At 68.1% G+C, this 16374-nt stretch carries 20 protein-coding genes and 1 tRNA gene; 14 read left to right on the top strand and 7 right to left on the bottom strand.

Translation table 11 applies throughout. The annotated features are described in order from the left end of the window. Window positions 1-61 precede the first annotated feature (61 nt). Window positions 62-202, top strand: coding sequence for a hypothetical protein (locus tag ACFCV3_RS42255; protein WP_376041048.1), 141 nt, complete (start codon window positions 62-64; stop codon window positions 200-202). 41 nt (window positions 203-243) lie between these two features. Further along, window positions 244-822 carry a hypothetical protein gene (locus tag ACFCV3_RS42260; protein ID WP_376041051.1) on the top strand — a complete coding sequence of 193 codons (579 nt, stop codon included), beginning with the start codon at window positions 244-246 and terminating at the stop codon, window positions 820-822. Between the two features lies 1 nt (window position 823). Here ACFCV3_RS42260 and mscL read toward each other — a convergent pair whose 3' ends face one another. The 3 genes from mscL to ACFCV3_RS42275 form a co-directional block, all read right to left on the bottom strand. After that, the gene (gene mscL, locus ACFCV3_RS42265; protein WP_376041054.1) at window positions 824-1231 is read right to left on the bottom strand and encodes a large conductance mechanosensitive channel protein MscL; all 408 of its coding nucleotides are present in this window, start codon (window positions 1229-1231) and stop codon (window positions 824-826) included. A gap of 70 nt (window positions 1232-1301) precedes the next feature. After that, entirely contained in the window at window positions 1302-1913 is a 612-nt protein-coding gene (locus ACFCV3_RS42270; protein WP_376041056.1) for a Flp pilus assembly protein CpaB, read from the bottom strand. A gap of 55 nt (window positions 1914-1968) precedes the next feature. Next, on the bottom strand, window positions 1969-2289 hold the full coding sequence (locus ACFCV3_RS42275) for an FmdB family zinc ribbon protein (protein WP_376041059.1): 321 nt from the start codon (window positions 2287-2289) through the stop codon (window positions 1969-1971). Window positions 2290-2494: 205 nt separating this feature from the next. Here ACFCV3_RS42275 and ACFCV3_RS42280 point away from each other — a divergent pair, with 205 nt between their 5' ends. Next, window positions 2495-5041 (top strand): penicillin acylase family protein, encoded by a 2547-nt coding sequence (locus ACFCV3_RS42280; RefSeq protein WP_376041061.1) that lies wholly within the window; start codon window positions 2495-2497, stop codon window positions 5039-5041. Here ACFCV3_RS42280 and ACFCV3_RS42285 read toward each other — a convergent pair. After that, window positions 5038-5586, bottom strand: a complete 549-nt coding sequence (locus tag ACFCV3_RS42285) for a 5-formyltetrahydrofolate cyclo-ligase (protein WP_376041063.1) — start codon at window positions 5584-5586, stop codon at window positions 5038-5040. The genes ACFCV3_RS42280 and ACFCV3_RS42285 overlap by 4 nt on opposite strands. Before the next feature lie 67 nt (window positions 5587-5653). Here ACFCV3_RS42285 and ACFCV3_RS42290 point away from each other — a divergent pair, with 67 nt between their 5' ends. The 8 genes from ACFCV3_RS42290 (at window position 5654) to ACFCV3_RS42325 (ending at window position 11418) form a co-directional block, all read left to right on the top strand. Further along, a complete protein-coding gene (locus tag ACFCV3_RS42290; RefSeq protein WP_376041065.1) occupies window positions 5654-7045 on the top strand; it encodes a UTP--glucose-1-phosphate uridylyltransferase in 1392 nt (463 codons plus the stop codon). Further along, window positions 7042-7545 (top strand): GNAT family N-acetyltransferase, encoded by a 504-nt coding sequence (locus ACFCV3_RS42295; RefSeq protein ID WP_376041068.1) that lies wholly within the window; start codon window positions 7042-7044, stop codon window positions 7543-7545. The genes ACFCV3_RS42290 and ACFCV3_RS42295 overlap by 4 nt, the downstream gene beginning before the upstream one ends. Window positions 7546-7555: 10 nt before the next feature. After that, window positions 7556-8782, top strand: a complete 1227-nt coding sequence (gene glp / locus ACFCV3_RS42300; RefSeq protein WP_376041071.1) for a gephyrin-like molybdotransferase Glp — start codon at window positions 7556-7558, stop codon at window positions 8780-8782. Further along, a complete protein-coding gene (gene moaC, locus ACFCV3_RS42305) occupies window positions 8779-9258 on the top strand; it encodes a cyclic pyranopterin monophosphate synthase MoaC (protein ID WP_376041074.1) in 480 nt (159 codons plus the stop codon). The genes glp and moaC overlap by 4 nt, the downstream gene beginning before the upstream one ends. Further along, window positions 9255-9743: a molybdenum cofactor biosynthesis protein B gene (locus ACFCV3_RS42310; protein WP_376041076.1), complete on the top strand. Its 489-nt coding sequence runs from the start codon at window positions 9255-9257 to the stop codon at window positions 9741-9743. The genes moaC and ACFCV3_RS42310 overlap by 4 nt, the downstream gene beginning before the upstream one ends. Beyond that, complete coding sequence (locus tag ACFCV3_RS42315) at window positions 9743-10360, top strand: GNAT family N-acetyltransferase (RefSeq protein ID WP_376041078.1); 618 nt, start codon at window positions 9743-9745, stop codon at window positions 10358-10360. Before ACFCV3_RS42310 ends, ACFCV3_RS42315 begins: the two co-directional genes overlap by 1 nt. Window positions 10361-10457: 97 nt before the next feature. Then, window positions 10458-11258, top strand: a complete 801-nt coding sequence (locus ACFCV3_RS42320) for a hypothetical protein (RefSeq protein WP_376041080.1) — start codon at window positions 10458-10460, stop codon at window positions 11256-11258. Window positions 11259-11345: 87 nt separating this feature from the next. Further along, window positions 11346-11418, top strand: a tRNA-Ala gene (locus tag ACFCV3_RS42325). 514 nt (window positions 11419-11932) lie between these two features. Here ACFCV3_RS42325 and ACFCV3_RS42330 read toward each other — a convergent pair. Then, a complete protein-coding gene (locus ACFCV3_RS42330; RefSeq protein ID WP_376041082.1) occupies window positions 11933-12337 on the bottom strand; it encodes a VOC family protein in 405 nt (134 codons plus the stop codon). Window positions 12338-12366: 29 nt separating this feature from the next. Then, window positions 12367-12753 (bottom strand): nuclear transport factor 2 family protein, encoded by a 387-nt coding sequence (locus ACFCV3_RS42335; RefSeq protein WP_376041085.1) that lies wholly within the window; start codon window positions 12751-12753, stop codon window positions 12367-12369. A 38-nt stretch (window positions 12754-12791) separates the two neighbouring features. On the opposite strand from ACFCV3_RS42335, the gene ACFCV3_RS42340 reads away from it, so the two are divergent. Further along, window positions 12792-13184, top strand: a complete 393-nt coding sequence (locus ACFCV3_RS42340) for a winged helix-turn-helix transcriptional regulator (RefSeq protein ID WP_376041087.1) — start codon at window positions 12792-12794, stop codon at window positions 13182-13184. Here ACFCV3_RS42340 and ACFCV3_RS42345 read toward each other — a convergent pair. Then, complete coding sequence (locus ACFCV3_RS42345) at window positions 13162-13566, bottom strand: GNAT family N-acetyltransferase (RefSeq protein WP_376041088.1); 405 nt, start codon at window positions 13564-13566, stop codon at window positions 13162-13164. The genes ACFCV3_RS42340 and ACFCV3_RS42345 overlap by 23 nt on opposite strands. Before the next feature lie 78 nt (window positions 13567-13644). On the opposite strand from ACFCV3_RS42345, the gene ACFCV3_RS42350 reads away from it, so the two are divergent. Both ACFCV3_RS42350 and katG read left to right on the top strand, forming a co-directional pair. Beyond that, window positions 13645-14052 carry a Fur family transcriptional regulator gene (locus ACFCV3_RS42350; RefSeq protein ID WP_376041093.1) on the top strand — a complete coding sequence of 136 codons (408 nt, stop codon included), beginning with the start codon at window positions 13645-13647 and terminating at the stop codon, window positions 14050-14052. 39 nt (window positions 14053-14091) lie between these two features. Next, on the top strand, window positions 14092-16332 hold the full coding sequence (gene katG, locus ACFCV3_RS42355; RefSeq protein WP_376041091.1) for a catalase/peroxidase HPI: 2241 nt from the start codon (window positions 14092-14094) through the stop codon (window positions 16330-16332). The last annotated feature ends 42 nt before the right edge of the window (window positions 16333-16374 follow it).

Below are 16374 nucleotides of genomic sequence, written 5' to 3' on the forward strand. Positions count from 1 at the left end.
TCGCCGACCAGCCCCGCGAACTCGGCACCGGCGAGCCCCGCGGACTCGGTAACCTGGAACCATGACAAGCCCGTACGAGGACGACGAGCCGGTGCTGCCCGACCAGACCCGCGACGACGACCCGCGGAGCTGGGGCGAAGGCGATTCCACCAGCGACGACGACGAGCGCATCCTGCGCGAGGTCCCCCCACACCACGGATGAGCCCAACGGTTCTCCTCGTCCATGGCGGTCTGTGGGAGCCCATGGACGCCGAGAGATTCTGGGGTACGCCGGGCATCACGGCCGGACTCACAGCCGCCGGTCTGACCGTGCTCGCCCCGGACCGTCCGAAGCATCCGAGCGGTTGGGACGTCGAGCTCGAAGCCCTCGGCGAACTGCTGACAAACCATGCCGAACCGCTCACCATCGTCGGCGCATCCAACGGCTGCACAGTTGCTGCACGGCTTACCTCGGTCTACCCCGATCTCGTCGACCGACTCGTTCTTGCGTGGCCGGCAACCGCCGGTGACACCGCGGTCGACACGCTCACGCTGGCCGGTCTTCTCAGCCGCGGTTGCGCACCCGACGACGCCGAGAACCTCTTGGCCGGCGAAACACTTCGGGGTACGACGGATGTCGAGCTGATCGACCTTGCCCGGATCCCGGTCGCCGTACTTCCGTCGCTGCTCGAGAATCCGACGCATCAACGCAAGACAGTCGACGCCCTGCTGGAGCTGATCGCGGGAAGCCAGGAGCTGTCCGGTTGCCCGGAACCACCGCGCCCTGACTTCCCGCCGTACCTGGACCAGTTCGTGCGGTCGATCGTGGAGTTCGTGTACTGAGTTACGGGCGAAGGCGCAGGGAGTCGCGGATCTCGGTCAGCAACTGCTGCTCGGTGGTCAGCGCCTCGTCTTCCGGTGCCGGCACCTCGCCACGCTTGCGACGCTCGGCCAGCTTGTTCAACGGCACCACGATGACGAAGTACACCGCGGCCGCGACGGTCAGGAAGTTGAAGATCGCCTGCAGGATCAGCCCGATCCTGAACTCCGAGTTGTTGAGCGTGAACGCCCAGACATCGCTGATGTCCGGCTTGCCGAAGATGGCGGCGATCAACGGAGTGATCAGGCCGGCGACGAGCGCCTCGACGATCTTGACGAAGGCTGCGCCGATGACGAACGCGACCGCGAGGTCGATGACGTTGCCGCGCATGATGAATTCTTTGAAGCCCTTGAGCATTTGGAGTGCCTCCACGAAGCGGATGTTGTACTCCGGTCAACGTAGGAGCGTGCGGCAGGTCACGCGAGGGCACGCGCCGTAGCGATCAACTCGTATCCGGGGTCAGGGCGACACTGATCCTGGAACTCGTCGTGGCCTGGGCCAGTCTGGCGGCGACGGCGGGGGAGACGGCTGTCACGATCAGGGCGCCGGTTGATCTCGATGCCGGCAAGGCGATCACCCGGACAGCGTGAGCCACGAGACCGGCGGACGCGGACGCCGTACTGGTCCCGGCGTAGAGGTCGAGACGATCACCGACCCGGAGTAGAGCGCCGACCTCGGCGTCGTCGATGCGGAACGGGTAGGCGACGGACCCGGATGGGACCAGACCTGGGCCGAGGAAGCGGGCGTCGGTGAGTGGCTCGCCGGCCCTGACCGGCCCGGCCAATACGCGCGCGGCAAGATCTGCGCCGGGTCTCAACGCTCCCGTGGGCACGGCATCAGCTGGGAGCTCGAGCGAGCGGAGGTGGTCGGGAGCGGGCACAGCTCCGCCGGGTAGGTCGCGCGCTGCAGCCAGGACGTCGACTGTCGGAGGCGGGGCGGGAGTGAGGGAGGTGAGGCCGAAGTAGACAGCGGCCGCCGCGGCGACGCCGGCCAGGAGGCGGCGGTGCCAGCGGGCGGCCCGGGAGAGATCGCGCAGGAACGAAAGAGTCTTCATGCCAGAGAAAGTACGAGCTTCTCCGGCGCCTCTTTCAGTTGTCCACAGGCCAATTTCAGGCGGCGCTGGAGGAACTGCCCTTACTCGACGACGAGGAGGAGTCCGAGGCCTTCGCCGCGGGCTTCGAGTCCGACGAAGTGGTCGACGGCGTCGAGGTCGAGGACGACTCCGACTTGGCCGGGACCGCGCTCTTACCGGACGAGCGGCTGTCGGTGCGGTAGAAACCGGAGCCCTTGAAGACAACACCCACTGCGTTGAAGACCTTACGCAGCGTGCCCTGGCACGCCGGGCAGACGGTCAGTGCGTCGTCGGTGAAGCTCTGCCGCACCTCGAGCGCCTCACCACAGTCGGTGCACTGGTACTGGTACGTGGGCACGGTTGGTTCCCTTCAGGCCGCTGGCACTCCTACTACTCGACTGCTAATAATGCGTCAGCGGCCCGAAGTATTCCAAACTCCCGTCTCAACTGCGCCCCGCAGCCCCGCCCGGACGCAGCGCGACGACCCCTCGGAACGCAGAGCAACGCAAAGTTCACCGGGACCCCATTTGGGGCCAGGGGCCGCATTCTCTACGGTTGGGTCCGTGCGTCGCCTGCTTCGAGCCGTCATCATCTGCGGTATCGCGCTCGCCACGGTTCTCGTGGTGATCGCCGGTACTGCTGTTTTCGTCGTCCGCCACTCCTTCCCGACGTACGACGGGACGGTCGAGCTGGCGGGTCTGGACGCCGATGTCGAGGTGGTCCGGGACAGCAACGGGATCCCGCAGATCTACGCCTCGAACCCGGCCGACCTGTTCGCCGCTCAGGGCTATGTGCACGCACAGGACCGGTTCTTCGAGATGGACTTCCGCCGGCACGTCACCGCGGGCCGGCTGAGTGAGCTGTTCGGCCCGGACGCGGTGGAGACGGACAAGTTCGTCCGGACGATGGGCTGGCGGCGGGTCGCGGAGAAGGAGCTCGGCCTGGTCAGCCCGTCCACGCGGCAGTACCTGGACGACTACGCCCGCGGTGTGAACGCGTATCTGGACAAGCACAGCGGCTCCGGCCTCAGCCTGGAGTACGCCGTACTCGGCCTGGATCCCAACGGTCGTCGGGACTACCGTCCGGAGCCGTGGACCGCGGCCGACTCGCTGGCCTGGCTGAAGGCGATGGCCTGGGATCTCGGCGGCAACATGGACGAGGAGCTCAACCGGACCAAGCTGCTGGCGACCATCCCCTCGAAGAGCGTCGACAGTCTCTACCCGGCGTATCCGTTCGACCGGAACGAGCCGATCGTCCCGACCGCTTCGGTCGGCGCGGACGGCAAGTTCAGCGCGACTCCGCCGGCCACCAACGAGCTCCGGCGCGGCATGCTGACCACCGACCTGCTGAAGTCGCTCGACTCGGTGGAGAAGGTCGCCAAGGGCCTGCCGCAGCTGCTTGGTCAGGGCGACGGCATCGGTTCGAACTCATGGGTCGTGTCCGGTGACCACACCGACAGCGGGAAGCCGCTGCTGGCCAACGACCCGCACCTCGGCGCCACCATGCCGGGCATCTGGTCGCAGGTCGGCCTGCACTGCACCAAGCTGAGCCGCACCTGCCCGTACGACGTCTCCGGCTTCAGCTTCGCCGGACTGCCCGGTGTGGTGATCGGCCACAACAATGCGATCTCCTGGGGCTTCACCAACCTCGACCCCGATGTCCAGGACCTGTACCTGGAGCGGATCGAGGGGGACAACGTCCTCTACAACAACCGCTGGAAGCCGCTGACCAAGCGTGAGGAGACCTTCCAGGTCGCCGGCCAGGACGAGCCGGTGAAGATCACCGTGCGGGAGTCCCGGCACGGCCCGATCATCTCCGACGTCGGCGCCGAGGAGCGCGAGACCGGTGAGCTGGCCGCGCGGCGCGACAAGGCCGACAAGGCGTACGGCGTCGCCCTGCAGTGGACCGCGCTCCGGCCGGGGAAGACCGCCGACGCGCTCTTCGCGATCAACCGCGCGCAGAACTGGAGCCAGTTCCGCGATGCGGCCAAGCAGTTCGAGGTCCCCTCGCAGAACCTGATCTATGCCGACACCGAGGGCCACATCGGCTACCAGGCCCCCGGAATGGTTCCGATCCGCAAGATCGCCAGCGGGAAGTGGCCGGTGGCCGGCTGGGACCCGCGCAACGACTGGACCAGCTACATCCCGTTCGACGCGATGCCCACCGAGTTCGACCCGGCCGACGGGATCATCGTCACCGCGAACCAGGCAGTGGTGCCGAAGTCGTACCCGTACTTCCTGAGCGACAGCTGGGACTACGGCTACCGCTCACAGCAGATCCTGGACCGGATCAAGGCGGCCGGCACGCTGGACGCGGCCAAGATGGCGTCGATCCAACTGGACACCAAGAACCGGGCCGCCGAGATGCTGGTGCCGTCGCTGCTCAAGATCGGCATCAACGACGCCTTCGACCGGCAGGGGCAGGACACCCTCAAGGGCTGGGACTTCACCCAGCCGGCCGACTCGGCACCGGCGGCGTACTTCAACGTCGTGTGGCGCAACCTGCTCACGCTGACGTTCCACGACCAGCTGCCGAAGTCGGCCTGGCCGGACGGCGGCTCCCGGTGGGTCGAGGTCGTGCACACCCTGCTCGGCCAGCCCAGCAACAGCTGGTGGGACGACCTGCGGACGCCACAGCGGGAGAGTCGCGACGACATCCTGCGGCAGGCGCTGGTCGACGCGCGTGCGGAGATCACCAAGAAGATGGCTCGCGAGCCGTCGAACTGGCGGTGGGGCCAGCTGCACAAGCTCACGCTGGAGAACCAGACGCTGGGTACGTCGGGCATCGGCGTGGTCGAGAAGCTGTTCAACCGCGGTCCCTACGAGCTCGGTGGCGGTACGTCGATCGTGAACGCGACCTCCTGGGACGCAGCGGTCGGGTACGGCGTGACCGCGGTGCCGTCGATGCGGATGGTCGTCGACCTGTCCGACTTCGACAAGTCCCGCTGGATCAACCTGACCGGTACGTCGGGCCACGCGTTCTCGAAGAACTACACCGACCAGACCGAGTTGTGGGCCAAGGGTGAGACCCTGCCCTGGGCGTTCACCCGCGGTGCTGTCGAGGCCAAGCGCGAGCACACGCTCACCTTCACCGGCAAGCCCGAGCGTTAACCGACCGGCAGCAGTCCGCGCGGTGTGAGCGCCGCGTGGACCAGGTGGTCGTGCGGATCGGACGGTAGCGAGTCGACGACCTCGGAGTCGTAGACGGCCGCCCAGATCGGCGTACCGGGTGTGACGCGGGTGAGCGCCCGGTCGTAGGAGCCACCGCCTCGTCCGAGCCGGACGCCGTCCCGTGCGACCGCTACGGCCGGGCAGAGGACCAGCTCGGCGGTGCTGATCGCCCACGAACCCAGATCGGTCCGTGGCTCGGACAGACCGAGTCGCCCCGGGACCAGATCCGCCGCTCCGGGCGCAACACCCCAGCCGAGGTCGTTGTCGGCGTACAGGATCGGCAGCAGCACCTCACGGCCGCTGGCCAGCAGCCAGTCGATCAGTGCACCGGTCTGCGGTTCCGCGCCCATCGAGACGTACAGGGCGATCCGCTGCGCGCTCTGCAGGAGAGGTAGGGAGCGGGCGCCTGGCAGCAGGTCCTCGGCCGGCCTCGCGTTGCGGGCGGTGAGGAAGTGCTGCCGCGCTACGGCCTTCGACGCGAACACGCTCTGATCGTAGGCGGGCGTGACGCGGTTAACACTGCGATTCCCCCGTGTCCCCTAGGGTTGTGACATGAGTGCGGTGGGGTTACAGAGAGCTCAGGACAAGATGCGTGCGGCCGGAGCAGCAGAGGTCGCCATTCGCGTGTTCACCCACTACTACCGGCTCCTGGAGTCCGGGCAGCAGGGGACGATCCGCGAGGACGACATCGAGCCGGTGGGTGACCTGCCACATCTGGACCACCTGGACACCGACTCCGAGGCGATGCGGGCCGCGCTGGCCGAGACCGTGGTGATCAAGCTCAACGGCGGTCTCGGTACGTCGATGGGTGTCACCGGACCGAAGTCCGCGCTACCGGTCAAGGACGGGCTGAGCTTCCTCGACATCATCGCCCGGCAGATCCTGAGCACGCGGCGCAAGTACGACGTACCGCTGCCGCTGGTGCTGATGAACTCCTTCCGCACCAAGGAGGAGTCCCTGCAGATCCTGAGCGAGTACGACGGTCTCGCGGTGGACGGTCTGCCGCTGGACTTCCTGCAGAACATGGAACCGAAACTGCTGGTCGAGGACCTCACTCCGGCCGAGTGGGAGCCGGATCCGGAGCTGGCGTGGTGTCCGCCGGGCCATGGCGACCTGTTCACCGCTCTGGTCGCGTCCGGCACGCTTGACGCGCTCCGCGAGCAGGGCTTCCGCCATGCGTTCATTTCGAACGCCGACAACCTCGGTGCGACCCCGGACCCGCGAATCGCCGCCTGGATGGCCGAGCACGACGTGCCGTTCGGGATGGAGGTCTGCCGGCGGACCCGGTCCGACCGCAAGGGCGGGCACGTGGCGGTGCGTAAGTCGGACGGCCGGCTGATCCTGCGGGACAGCGCACAGGTCGCCGAAGAGGACACCAAGTACTTCCAGGACGTCACCCGGCACCGCACCTTCAACACCAACAACCTGTGGATCGACCTGGACCGGCTGGCCGATCTGATGGCCGGTCACGACGGCATCCTGGGTCTGCCGATCATGGTGAACCGCAAGACCGTCGACCCGGCCGACCCCACCTCACCGAAGGTGATCCAGCTGGAGACCGGGATGGGGACCGCGATCGAGACCTTCGAGGGCTCCCAGGCGGTGATCGTGGACCGCAGCCGGTTCAAGCCGGTCAAGACCACGAACGACCTGCTCGTCCTGCGCTCGGACGTCTACGAGCTGGACGACGCCGGTGACCTCACCACCACGCACGAGGGTGACGAGCCGTACGTCGACCTGGACCCGGAGTACTTCAAGATCCTGGCCGACTTCGACGCGCGCTTCGCGGCCGGTGCGCCGTCGCTGGTCCGGGCCGACCGGCTCGAGGTGCGTGGCGACGTGGTGTTCGGCAAGGACGTCACGGTGATCGGTGAGGTCGAGATCGAGGCTGCTGCGGGTGAGCGGCGGCTGATCGCGGACGGGACGGTTCTCGAAGGCTCATGAAATACCTTCCCCGCCCCACCGCCCCGGTCGACGACCTCCTGATCCGGCCGCTGGAGCCGTACGACACCGACGAGGCGGCGCAGGTCTGGTGGCGCTCACGGCACGCTCCGGGCGCGCAGCTGCCGCCGGCGATCCACACTCCCGAGCAGGTGGCGACGTGGTTCGCCGAGGTGCTGCTGCCGGACGCGCAGACCTGGGTGGGACTCGACGACGGCCGGATCGTCGCCGTACTGACGCTGGATGGTGACGACCTCGACCAGCTGTACGTCGAGCCTGAGCTGGCTGGTCGTGGCATCGGATCGACCCTGGTCGACCTGGCCAAGGACCTGCGTCCCGGCGGACTCGCACTGTGGACCTTCCAGACCAACCTGAAGGCCCAGGCGTTCTACCGCTCACACGGCTTCACCGAAGTACGCCGTACCGACGGTGCGGCCAACGAAGAGCGCGCACCGGATGTCCGGATGGTGTGGGGTAAGCACCCGGAGCGCACTACCGACTAGGGTTCGGCACGTGAAGCGCAGCGTTGAGGAGCATCTGGAGGCCGTGCTCGGGCGGGTGACCGCACTACCGGCGTTCGACCAACCGCTGATGGAGGCGCTCGGCCTGGTACTCGCCGAGGACATCGTCTCGGGAGTGAACCTGCCCGGGTTCGACAACTCGGCCATGGATGGTTATGCCGTCCGCGCCGGGGATCTGGCCGGCGCGAGCGCCGAGGCGGCGATTACGTTGCCGGTGATCGGCGAGCAGCGTGCTGGGCAGAGCGTGCGGACCATAGTCACGCCTGGCACCTGCATGCGGATCATGACCGGCGCACCGATGCCACGGGGCGCGGACAGCGTCGTACCGGTGGAGTGGACCGACGGTGGCACCGTCAACGTGCGGATCGACCAGCAGCCACCACTCGGTGGATCGGTACGGCGGTTCGGCGAGGACGTGAAGGCGGGCCAGCAGGTGCTCGAGCGGGACACGTTGCTCGGGCCGCGGCAGATCGCCGTACTGGCTGCTGTTGGCCGGGCCCGGGTCAAGGCGCGGCCGCGACCGCGGGTGGTCGTGGTGTCCACCGGATCGGAGCTGCGGGAGCTGGGCACTGCTCTGGGCGACGGGCAGATCTATGACTCGAACAGCTACACCATGGCGGCATGTGCTCGCGCCGCTGGTGCTGAGGTGTACCGCGTCGGCGTTGTCGACGACGATGCGAAGAAGATCATGGACACACTGAACGACCAGCTGTCCCGCGCAGACCTGGTCATCACCACCGGCGGCGTCAGCAAGGGCGCGTACGACGTGGTGAAAGAGGTGCTGTCCAAGACGGGCACCGTGGACTTCCCAGAGGTCGCCATGCAGCCAGGGAAACCGCAGGGCTTCGGAGTGCTCGGTGCCGACGAGGTACCGATCTTCACACTGCCCGGGAACCCGGTGTCGGCGTACGTCTCCTTCGAGGTGTTCGTGCGGCCGGCTCTGCGCAAGCTGATGGGCCAGATGCCGTACCGGCGGAGCCTTGCCCGCGGAGTCTCCCTGGACGGGTTCAACTCACCGTCCGGGAAGCGACAGTTCGTCCGCGCAGCGGCCAGGTCCGGCGACGAGGGCTGGATGGCCAGTACAGTCGGCGGGCACGGCTCCCACCTGCTCGGCGGCCTGAGCCGGGCGAACGCCCTGATCGTGGTACCGGAGGACGTGACGTCGGTCCGGGCCGGTGACCAGGTGGAGCTCTTGCTGCTGGACGAGGAGACCGGATGACGCAGGACCGGGGGCTGACCCACGTCGACGAGACGGGGGCGGCCCGGATGGTGGACGTGTCCGGCAAGGACGTCGGCACCCGGCGAGCCGTTGCCTCCGGCAAGGTTCTGGTCTCGGCCGAGGTGGTCGCGGCGCTGCGCGGGGACGGTGTCCCGAAGGGCGATGCTCTCGGGGTCGCCCGGATCGCCGGGATCATGGGTGCGAAGCGGACGCCCGACCTGATCCCGCTGTGCCATCCGATCGCGATCACCGGCGCCAAGGTCGACCTCGAGGTGACGGACGACGCCGTACTGATCACGGCAGCTGTGAAGACCACTGATCGGACCGGTGTCGAGATGGAGGCGCTGACCGCCGTGGCCGTCGCTGGGCTCGCCGTCATCGACATGGTGAAGGCGCTGGACCCGGCTGCTGTGCTGTCCGACGTACGGGTCGAGCGCAAAGAGGGTGGCAAGACCGGTCTCTGGGAGCGCTCGTGAAGGCGCTCGTCGTCAGCATCTCCAACCGGGCCGCTGCTGGGGTCTACACCGACACCACTGGTCCGCTGATCGCCGAGCGGTTGAGTGAGTGGGGTTTCGAGGTGTCCGGGCCACAGGTGGTGCCAGATGGTGCGCCTGTTGGTGAGGCACTGCGTGCTGCGGTCGGTGCGGCGTACGACGTCGTACTGACGACTGGTGGCACCGGGATCTCGCCAACGGACCGCACACCCGAAGAGACGGCTGCAGTCGTCGACAAGGTGGTCCCGGGGATTGCGGAGGCAATCCGTGCGTACGGCATCGCGAACGGCGTACCGACTGCCGCACTGTCGCGTGGGCTCGCCGGAGTCGCCGGTACGACGGTCATCGTGAACCTGCCGGGGTCGCGTGGCGGCGTGAAGGACGGACTCGCCGTACTGGAGCCGCTGCTGCGGCATGCGGTTGAGCAGGTGCGTGGTGGCGACCATGTGCGGACGGACACCGACTAATGGCAGTCGTGCACTGGCCTGTCGAGTTGCAGCACGGACAGGTCGCACTGAGGCCGCTGCGCGCCGGCGACGGTGCTGAATGGGCAGCGGCTCGTCAGCGCAACGTCAGCTGGCTGCGGCCGTGGGACGCGACCCAGCCGCCCGGTGCGGACGACGGTGCACGCACGTTCCGCGCCATGGCACGCGACTGGAACCGACAGGCGCGGTACGGCCGGATGCTGCCCTTCGTCATCACGTACGGCGGTGCGGCCGGCGCAGGTCCGCGGGCGAAGTGGCCGCTCGTCGGCCAGCTCACCGTCTCCGGAATCACCTACGGCTCAGCCCGCTGGGCCAACCTCGGCTACTGGATCGACGAACAGTACGCCGGTCGCGGCATCGTGCCGACCGCAGTCGCACTGGCCGCCGACCACTGCTGGTTCACCCTCGGACTGCACCGCATCGAGGTGGCGATCCGGCCCGAGAACAAGGCCAGCCTGCGCGTGGTGGACAAGCTCGGCTTCCGGTACGAAGGGGAGCGGCCACGGTTCCTGCACATCGACGGCGACTGGCGCGACCACCGCATCTTCGCGCTCAACGTCGAAGAAGTCGGGCCGGGTCTCGTCTCCCGATTGCAGTGACTACGCTCCGTACTGTTCACATCAGTCACACGAGTCTTCTTGCGACACACCGTGCCACGTACCCCATCTGACGTGCGCTGGGTCTTAGCGTCGTGGCATGGGGACGACAGGACTGATCTATGTGGCGATCGTCGCCGCGTGGGCTGCCTACCTCGTCCCGATGATGCTGAAGCGGAACGACGAGGCCCGGCGCCGCTCGGCGGTACCGTCGACGGCCGACGCGCGCGTCTTGTCGCGGGACCCGTCCACCACCCGGTACGTCGTCCGTCCACCGGGCTCGGTGGAGGCCCCTGACGTCGAGGCTGCCGACGACCTGTCGCCACCGAAGCGTTTCGTCCCCAACCGAGCCCGCCGGGTGGCCGCTATGCGCCGCCGGCGGGTCCTGTCGATCCTGACCCTTTCACTGTTGTCGGTCACCGCACTGGCCGGACTCGGCATGCTCCTGTGGTGGACCGTCGCGATCCCGGCCGGCCTCATCGTCGGCTTCGTCGTCCTCACCCGCGTCCAGCTCCGCCGCCAGGCCCGCGACCGCGCCCGCCGCGCGGCCGAACGCCGTACCCGGATGCAGGCCCAGCACGACCGCGGCCCCGCCGGTAAGCCCGCCCCGTCCCCCGACGACGAGCTCACCATCGAGGTCAAGCTCCCCGCCGACCCCGCCCCGGTCGTCGAGAAGCCCGCCGCCTCCACCGAAGGCCTCTGGGACCCCGTCCCCGTCACCCTGCCCATGTACGTGATGAAGGAGAAGGCCCCGGACCGCACCGTCCGCACCATCTCCCTCACCGACGACGAGGTCTTCTCCAGCGCCCGTACGACGGACCCCGGCGAGACCCCGTTCGTCGCCGATTCCCCGCCGCCCGCAGCCGAAGAACCCGAGGTCCGGCGAGCCGTCGGCGACTGAAGTCGGTGGACAGGGCCGGTTTTAATCGACGACCATGAGCGTGTTAGAGTTTCGCGGTCGCCAAGGGAGACTTCGGCGGCCGAAATTGGGGCTTTGGCGCAGTTGGTAGCGCGCTTCGTTCGCAACGAAGAGGTCAGGGGTTCGAATCCCCTAAGCTCCACGAAGTCGATAGGCGACTCGTGCCCACGGAGAGCGTGGGCCGGGTCGCCTTCGTCGTGTTGTGCGGCTGCGCTTCGCTTGCCGCGGGCGGGGGCTTCGCCACCCGCACCCCCTTCGGCCTCGCTTCGCATCGGCCTGCGCGGGCTGTGGCTGGGGTGGGTTTCCACGGTTCCGGGTTGTGGCTGGGGTGGGTTTCCACGGTTCGGGGTGTGGCTGGGGTGGGTTTCCACGGTTCGGGGTGTGGCTGGGGTGGGTTTCCACGGTTCGGGGTGTGGCTGGGGTGGGTTTCCACGGTTCCGGGGTGTGGCTGGGGTGGGTTTCCACGGTTCGGGGTGTGGCTGGGGTGGGCTTCCATGGTTCCGGGCTCGGGGTGGGGTGGCGGGTGGGGAGGCTACGGTCAAGGTCACGTAGTCAGCTTGAGCTGCGAGCCTCGGCGACAGGTCGACTAGTTGCCGTCGGCAATCCAACCGTCGGGAGCGGTGGCGGGGCCTCGAACTCGGTGGGTGCGTGGCGGGTCAGGAGGGGAAGTCGGCTGCGGTCATGCCTTCGGGGTGGCCGGTCGGCCACTGGACCAGCTCGATTCGGTAGCCGTCTGGGTCGGTGAGCCAGCAGGTCTGGGGGCCGGGGTGCTCGGTCGGGCCTGGCTCGATGCCGTTGGCGGCGAGGGTGGCGCGGGTTTCTTCGAGGGACTCGACCTGGATGACCAGGTGATTGATGCCGACGCCGGGGCCGGTCTTGCGCACTGCGGGGTCGTGGACCAGTTCGATGGAGACGAAGTCGTCGCCGGGGAGTTGGAGCATGGTCAGGCTGCCGTGCGCCGTTCCCTGGACAGTCCCGACGACCTTGTAGCCGACGGTCGTGTAGAACGCTAGCGACCGCTCCAGCTCACTGACCCGCAGACCGAAGTGCAATGTGCGCATGACCGGCACCCTAGTCGGAGGAGCGTGGTTCAGGCCCAGAAGGCGTCTTCGGTTGCCTGGTCTTCGCCGATGAGCCAGATCTCGGCGATCTTGTCGCCGGCGACGCGGAAGACGTCGACGCCGTGCTGGTCGAGGTCGGGGAGGCCTTCGCGCTGGGCGGTGAAGCGGACGGTCGTGGAGACGAGGTTGCCGCTTTCGGTGGCGGACTCGGTTTCCAGGGTGAAGGTGCCGTTGCTGAGGGCGAAGAAGCGGCCGAGGTGGGCGACGATGGCGTCGGGGCCCACGTGGTCGCCGGAGAGCGGGTTCGTGCCGGGCTGGTGCCAGACGGCGTCGGGGTGCAGGGTGGCGGCGAGGGCTTGCAGGTCGCCGGCGGCCGCGGCGGCGCCGTACTTGGTAACTACATCGATGGCTGACATGTTGTCATGGTGTCGGAGGAGAGGGTGGTTACTTCAACGTGACCGGATCGAGCCGTGAGTGGACGGTGTTCTCGGTGCAGTGCCCGTCGCGGGCGTCGCTGGCGCGGATCGCGAACAAGTGGACGGCGATGATCGTGGTGCTGCTGCACGAGGAGCCGCGGCGGTTCGGCGAGCTGCATCGGCAGGTGGAGGGCATCACGAAGAAGGTGCTGATCGACACCCTGCGGGCGCTCGAGCGGGATGGCATGGTCGAGCGAATCCAGCAGGACCACGCCTACTACCAGCTCACCCCGCTGGGCCGCACCCTCCACGCACCACTCCAGGCGCTCCAGGTGTGGGCCGAGTCGTACGTGGACGACGTACAAGCAGCTCAAGACCGGTACGACGCCGCCGCCGACGACCGCATCCTCAGCCAGCGGCCCGACGCATGAGCAGGGACCGGCCGACCTCCGTCGTGAAGCCCCAGCGGCGGTAGAAGGGGACGAGGTCGGGCTGGCAGACCAGCTCGATACTGCGGACGTCCTGAAGCGATGGGTGCGTCACGATCGCCTCCATCAGGGTCGCGCCGTGCCCGGCCCCGCGGGCGTCGGGGGAGACGACCACGTCGAGGACGAGGGCGACGTGCGCGTAGTCGGTGAGAACCCGGGCGAAGCCGACCAGCCGGTCGGTGTCGATCAGGGCGAAGACGAGGTCCGACTCGGCGAGGATCCGCGAGGTCTCCGCGGCGGTGCGGTCCGTCAGCCACCAGGCGGAGCGGTAGAGGGCGGCGAGATCGGGCAGGTGGTATGGCTCTACGCGGTCGACGACTGTCATGGCTCAAGTCTGGTCGGTGTTCCGGCAGGTAATCTTGACTCATTCCAGAAAAGGCGTAAGACTGCGGGTGTGCCGACCGTGGAAGAGCTCCAGCAGTTGCTGCGGGGGAGTGAGCTGCGTGTGACGCGGCCGCGGGTCGCGGTGCTGCAGGCGGTGTATGCGCATCCGCATGCCGACACGGACTCGCTGATCGGGGCCGTGCGCAACGATCTGCCGGACGTGTCGCACCAGGCGGTGTACGACTCGCTGCACACGTTGACGGCGGCCGGGCTGGTACGGCGAATTCAGCCGCTCGGCTCGGTGGCCCGCTACGAGTCCCGGGTCGGCGACAACCATCACCATGTCGTGTGCCGCAGCTGCGGTGCGATTGCCGATGTCGACTGCGCGGTGGGGCATGCGCCCTGCCTGCATGCGTCCGACGACCACGGTTTCGTGATCGACGAGGCCGAGGTCATCTACTGGGGCCTCTGCTCCGACTGTGCTTGACCTTCTGTGAAAAATACGTCCAGTCCTGGAAGGATTCAGATGTCCGACAACCATGAGCCGCACGAGCCCCTGCCCGGTGAAGGCAGCGAGGAGAGCCGCGGCGAAGACAACGCCCAGGCCGCGGGCGGCTGCCCGGTGGCCCACGGTCAGGGTGTGCAACCGACCTCGGGCGACGCGAACCGGGCCTGGTGGCCGAACCAGCTGAACCTGAAGATCCTGGCCAAGAACCCGGCCGTGTCGAACCCGCTGGGCGAGGACTTCGACTACGCCGCCGAGTTCCAGACGCTGGACCTGGCCGCGGTGAAGGCGGACATCGCCGACGTACTGACGACCTCGCAGGACTGGTGGCCGGCCGACTTCGGGAACTACGGCCCGCTGATGATCCGGATGGCGTGGCACAGCGCCGGGACGTACCGGATCAGCGACGGCCGCGGTGGCGCCGGTGCGGGGCAGCAGCGGTTCGCACCGCTGAACAGCTGGCCGGACAACGCCAACCTGGACAAGGCGCGGCGGCTGCTCTGGCCGGTGAAGAAGAAGTACGGCCAGAAGATCTCCTGGGCCGACCTGATGATCCTGACCGGCAACGTGGCGCTCGAGACGATGGGCTTCAAGACCTTCGGGTACGCCGGTGGCCGGGCCGACGTCTGGGAGCCGGAGACCGATGTCTACTGGGGTCCGGAGACGGGCTGGCTGGACGACGAGCGGTACAGCGGTGACCGCGAGCTGCAGAAGCCGCTGGGCGCCGTACAGATGGGTCTCATCTACGTGAACCCGGAAGGCCCGAACGGCAACCCCGACCCGCTCGCCTCGGCGCGCGACATCCGCGAGACCTTCGGCCGGATGGCGATGAACGACGAGGAGACCGTGGCGCTGATCGCCGGCGGTCACACCTTCGGCAAGACGCACGGTGCCGGTAACGCCGAGGAGCACGTCGGGGTCGAGCCCGAGGGCGCCGACCTCGAGCACCAGGGCCTCGGCTGGAAGAGCACGTTCAACTCCGGTAAGGGCAAGGACGCCATCACCAGCGGGCTGGAGGTCACCTGGACCACCACGCCGGCCAAGTGGGGTAACGACTTCTTCGAGATCCTGTTCGGCTACGAATGGGAGCTGACCAAGTCCCCGTCCGGTGCGAACCAGTGGGTCGCGAAGGACGCCGAGGCGATCATCCCGGACGCGTACGACGGTCCGAAGAAGAAGCCGACCATGCTCACCACCGACCTGGCGCTGCGCTTCGACCCGATCTACGAGCCGATCTCGCGCCGCTTCAAGGACCACCCGGACCAGTTCGCGGACGCGTTCGCCCGCGCCTGGTTCAAGCTGACCCACCGCGACATGGGCCCGATCGTGCGCTACCTCGGTCCCGAGGTCCCCGCCGAGACGCTGATCTGGCAGGACCCGCTCCCGGCCGTCGACCACGAGCTGATCGGCGCCGACGACATCGACGCGCTGAAGGCGCAGATCGCGGCCTCCGGTCTGTCGGTCTCGCAGCTGGTGTCGACCGCGTGGGCCTCGGCCTCGAGCTTCCGCGGTAGCGACAAGCGCGGTGGCGCGAACGGCGCCCGCATCCGCCTGCAGCCGCAGGCCGGCTGGGAGGTCAACAACCCCGACCAGCTCGCCCAGGTGCTGCGCACGCTCGAGGGCGTCCAGCAGGTCTTCCCCAAGCCGGTCTCGCTGGCCGACCTGATCGTGCTCGCCGGTGGTGTCGGCGTCGAGGTCGCGGCCAAGAACGCCGGCATCGACATCGTCGTACCGTTCACCCCCGGCCGCACGGACGCGACCCTCGAGCAGACCGACGTCGAGTCCTTCGAGGCCCTCGAACCGGCCGCCGACGGCTTCCGCAACTACTACGGCAAGGGCAACCGCCTCCCCGCGGAGTACCTCCTCCTCGACAAGGCGAACCTGCTCACCCTGAGCGCCCCCGAGATGACCGTCCTGGTCGGCGGCCTCCGCGTCCTCGGCACCAACTACGACGGCTCCGCCCACGGCGTCCTCACCGACAACCCGGGCACCCTCACCAACGACTTCTTCGCGAACCTGCTCGACCTGAGCACCGAGTGGAAGTCGACCGACAGCAGCCAGGAGTTCTTCGAGGCCAAGGACGCCGCCGGCAAGGTCAAGTGGACCGGCACCCGCGCCGACCTCGTCTTCGGCTCGAACTCCGAACTCCGCGCCGTCGCCGAGGTCTACGCCTCCGACGACGCCAAGTCCAAGTTCGTCACCGACTTCGTAGCCGCCTGGCACAAGGTCATGGAACTCGACCGCTTCGACCTCCACCGCTGATCACCTTCTGAAGAAGCCGGCCTCCACCACTCGGTGGAGGCC

Source organism: Kribbella sp. NPDC056345 (assembly GCF_042262745.1).
Taxonomy (GTDB): Bacteria; Actinomycetota; Actinomycetes; order Propionibacteriales; family Kribbellaceae; genus Kribbella.

What these genes read in the sequence shown, in the direction of transcription:
- ACFCV3_RS42255 (WP_376041048.1), top strand. Translation starts at nt 62, where the DNA reads ATGACAAGCCCGTACGAGGACGACGAGCCGGTGCTGCCCGACCAGACC.
- ACFCV3_RS42260 (WP_376041051.1), top strand. Translation starts at nt 244, where the DNA reads ATGGACGCCGAGAGATTCTGGGGTACGCCGGGCATCACGGCCGGACTC.
- ACFCV3_RS42270 (WP_376041056.1), bottom strand. Translation starts at nt 1,913, where the DNA reads ATGAAGACTCTTTCGTTCCTGCGCGATCTCTCCCGGGCCGCCCGCTGG.
- ACFCV3_RS42290 (WP_376041065.1), top strand. Translation starts at nt 5,654, where the DNA reads ATGAGTGCGGTGGGGTTACAGAGAGCTCAGGACAAGATGCGTGCGGCC.
- ACFCV3_RS42295 (WP_376041068.1), top strand. Translation starts at nt 7,042, where the DNA reads ATGAAATACCTTCCCCGCCCCACCGCCCCGGTCGACGACCTCCTGATC.
- moaC (WP_376041074.1), top strand. Translation starts at nt 8,779, where the DNA reads ATGACGCAGGACCGGGGGCTGACCCACGTCGACGAGACGGGGGCGGCC.
- ACFCV3_RS42315 (WP_376041078.1), top strand. Translation starts at nt 9,743, where the DNA reads ATGGCAGTCGTGCACTGGCCTGTCGAGTTGCAGCACGGACAGGTCGCA.
- ACFCV3_RS42320 (WP_376041080.1), top strand. Translation starts at nt 10,458, where the DNA reads ATGGGGACGACAGGACTGATCTATGTGGCGATCGTCGCCGCGTGGGCT.
- ACFCV3_RS42330 (WP_376041082.1), bottom strand. Translation starts at nt 12,337, where the DNA reads ATGCGCACATTGCACTTCGGTCTGCGGGTCAGTGAGCTGGAGCGGTCG.
- ACFCV3_RS42335 (WP_376041085.1), bottom strand. Translation starts at nt 12,753, where the DNA reads ATGTCAGCCATCGATGTAGTTACCAAGTACGGCGCCGCCGCGGCCGCC.
- ACFCV3_RS42345 (WP_376041088.1), bottom strand. Translation starts at nt 13,566, where the DNA reads ATGACAGTCGTCGACCGCGTAGAGCCATACCACCTGCCCGATCTCGCC.
- katG (WP_376041091.1), top strand. Translation starts at nt 14,092, where the DNA reads ATGTCCGACAACCATGAGCCGCACGAGCCCCTGCCCGGTGAAGGCAGC.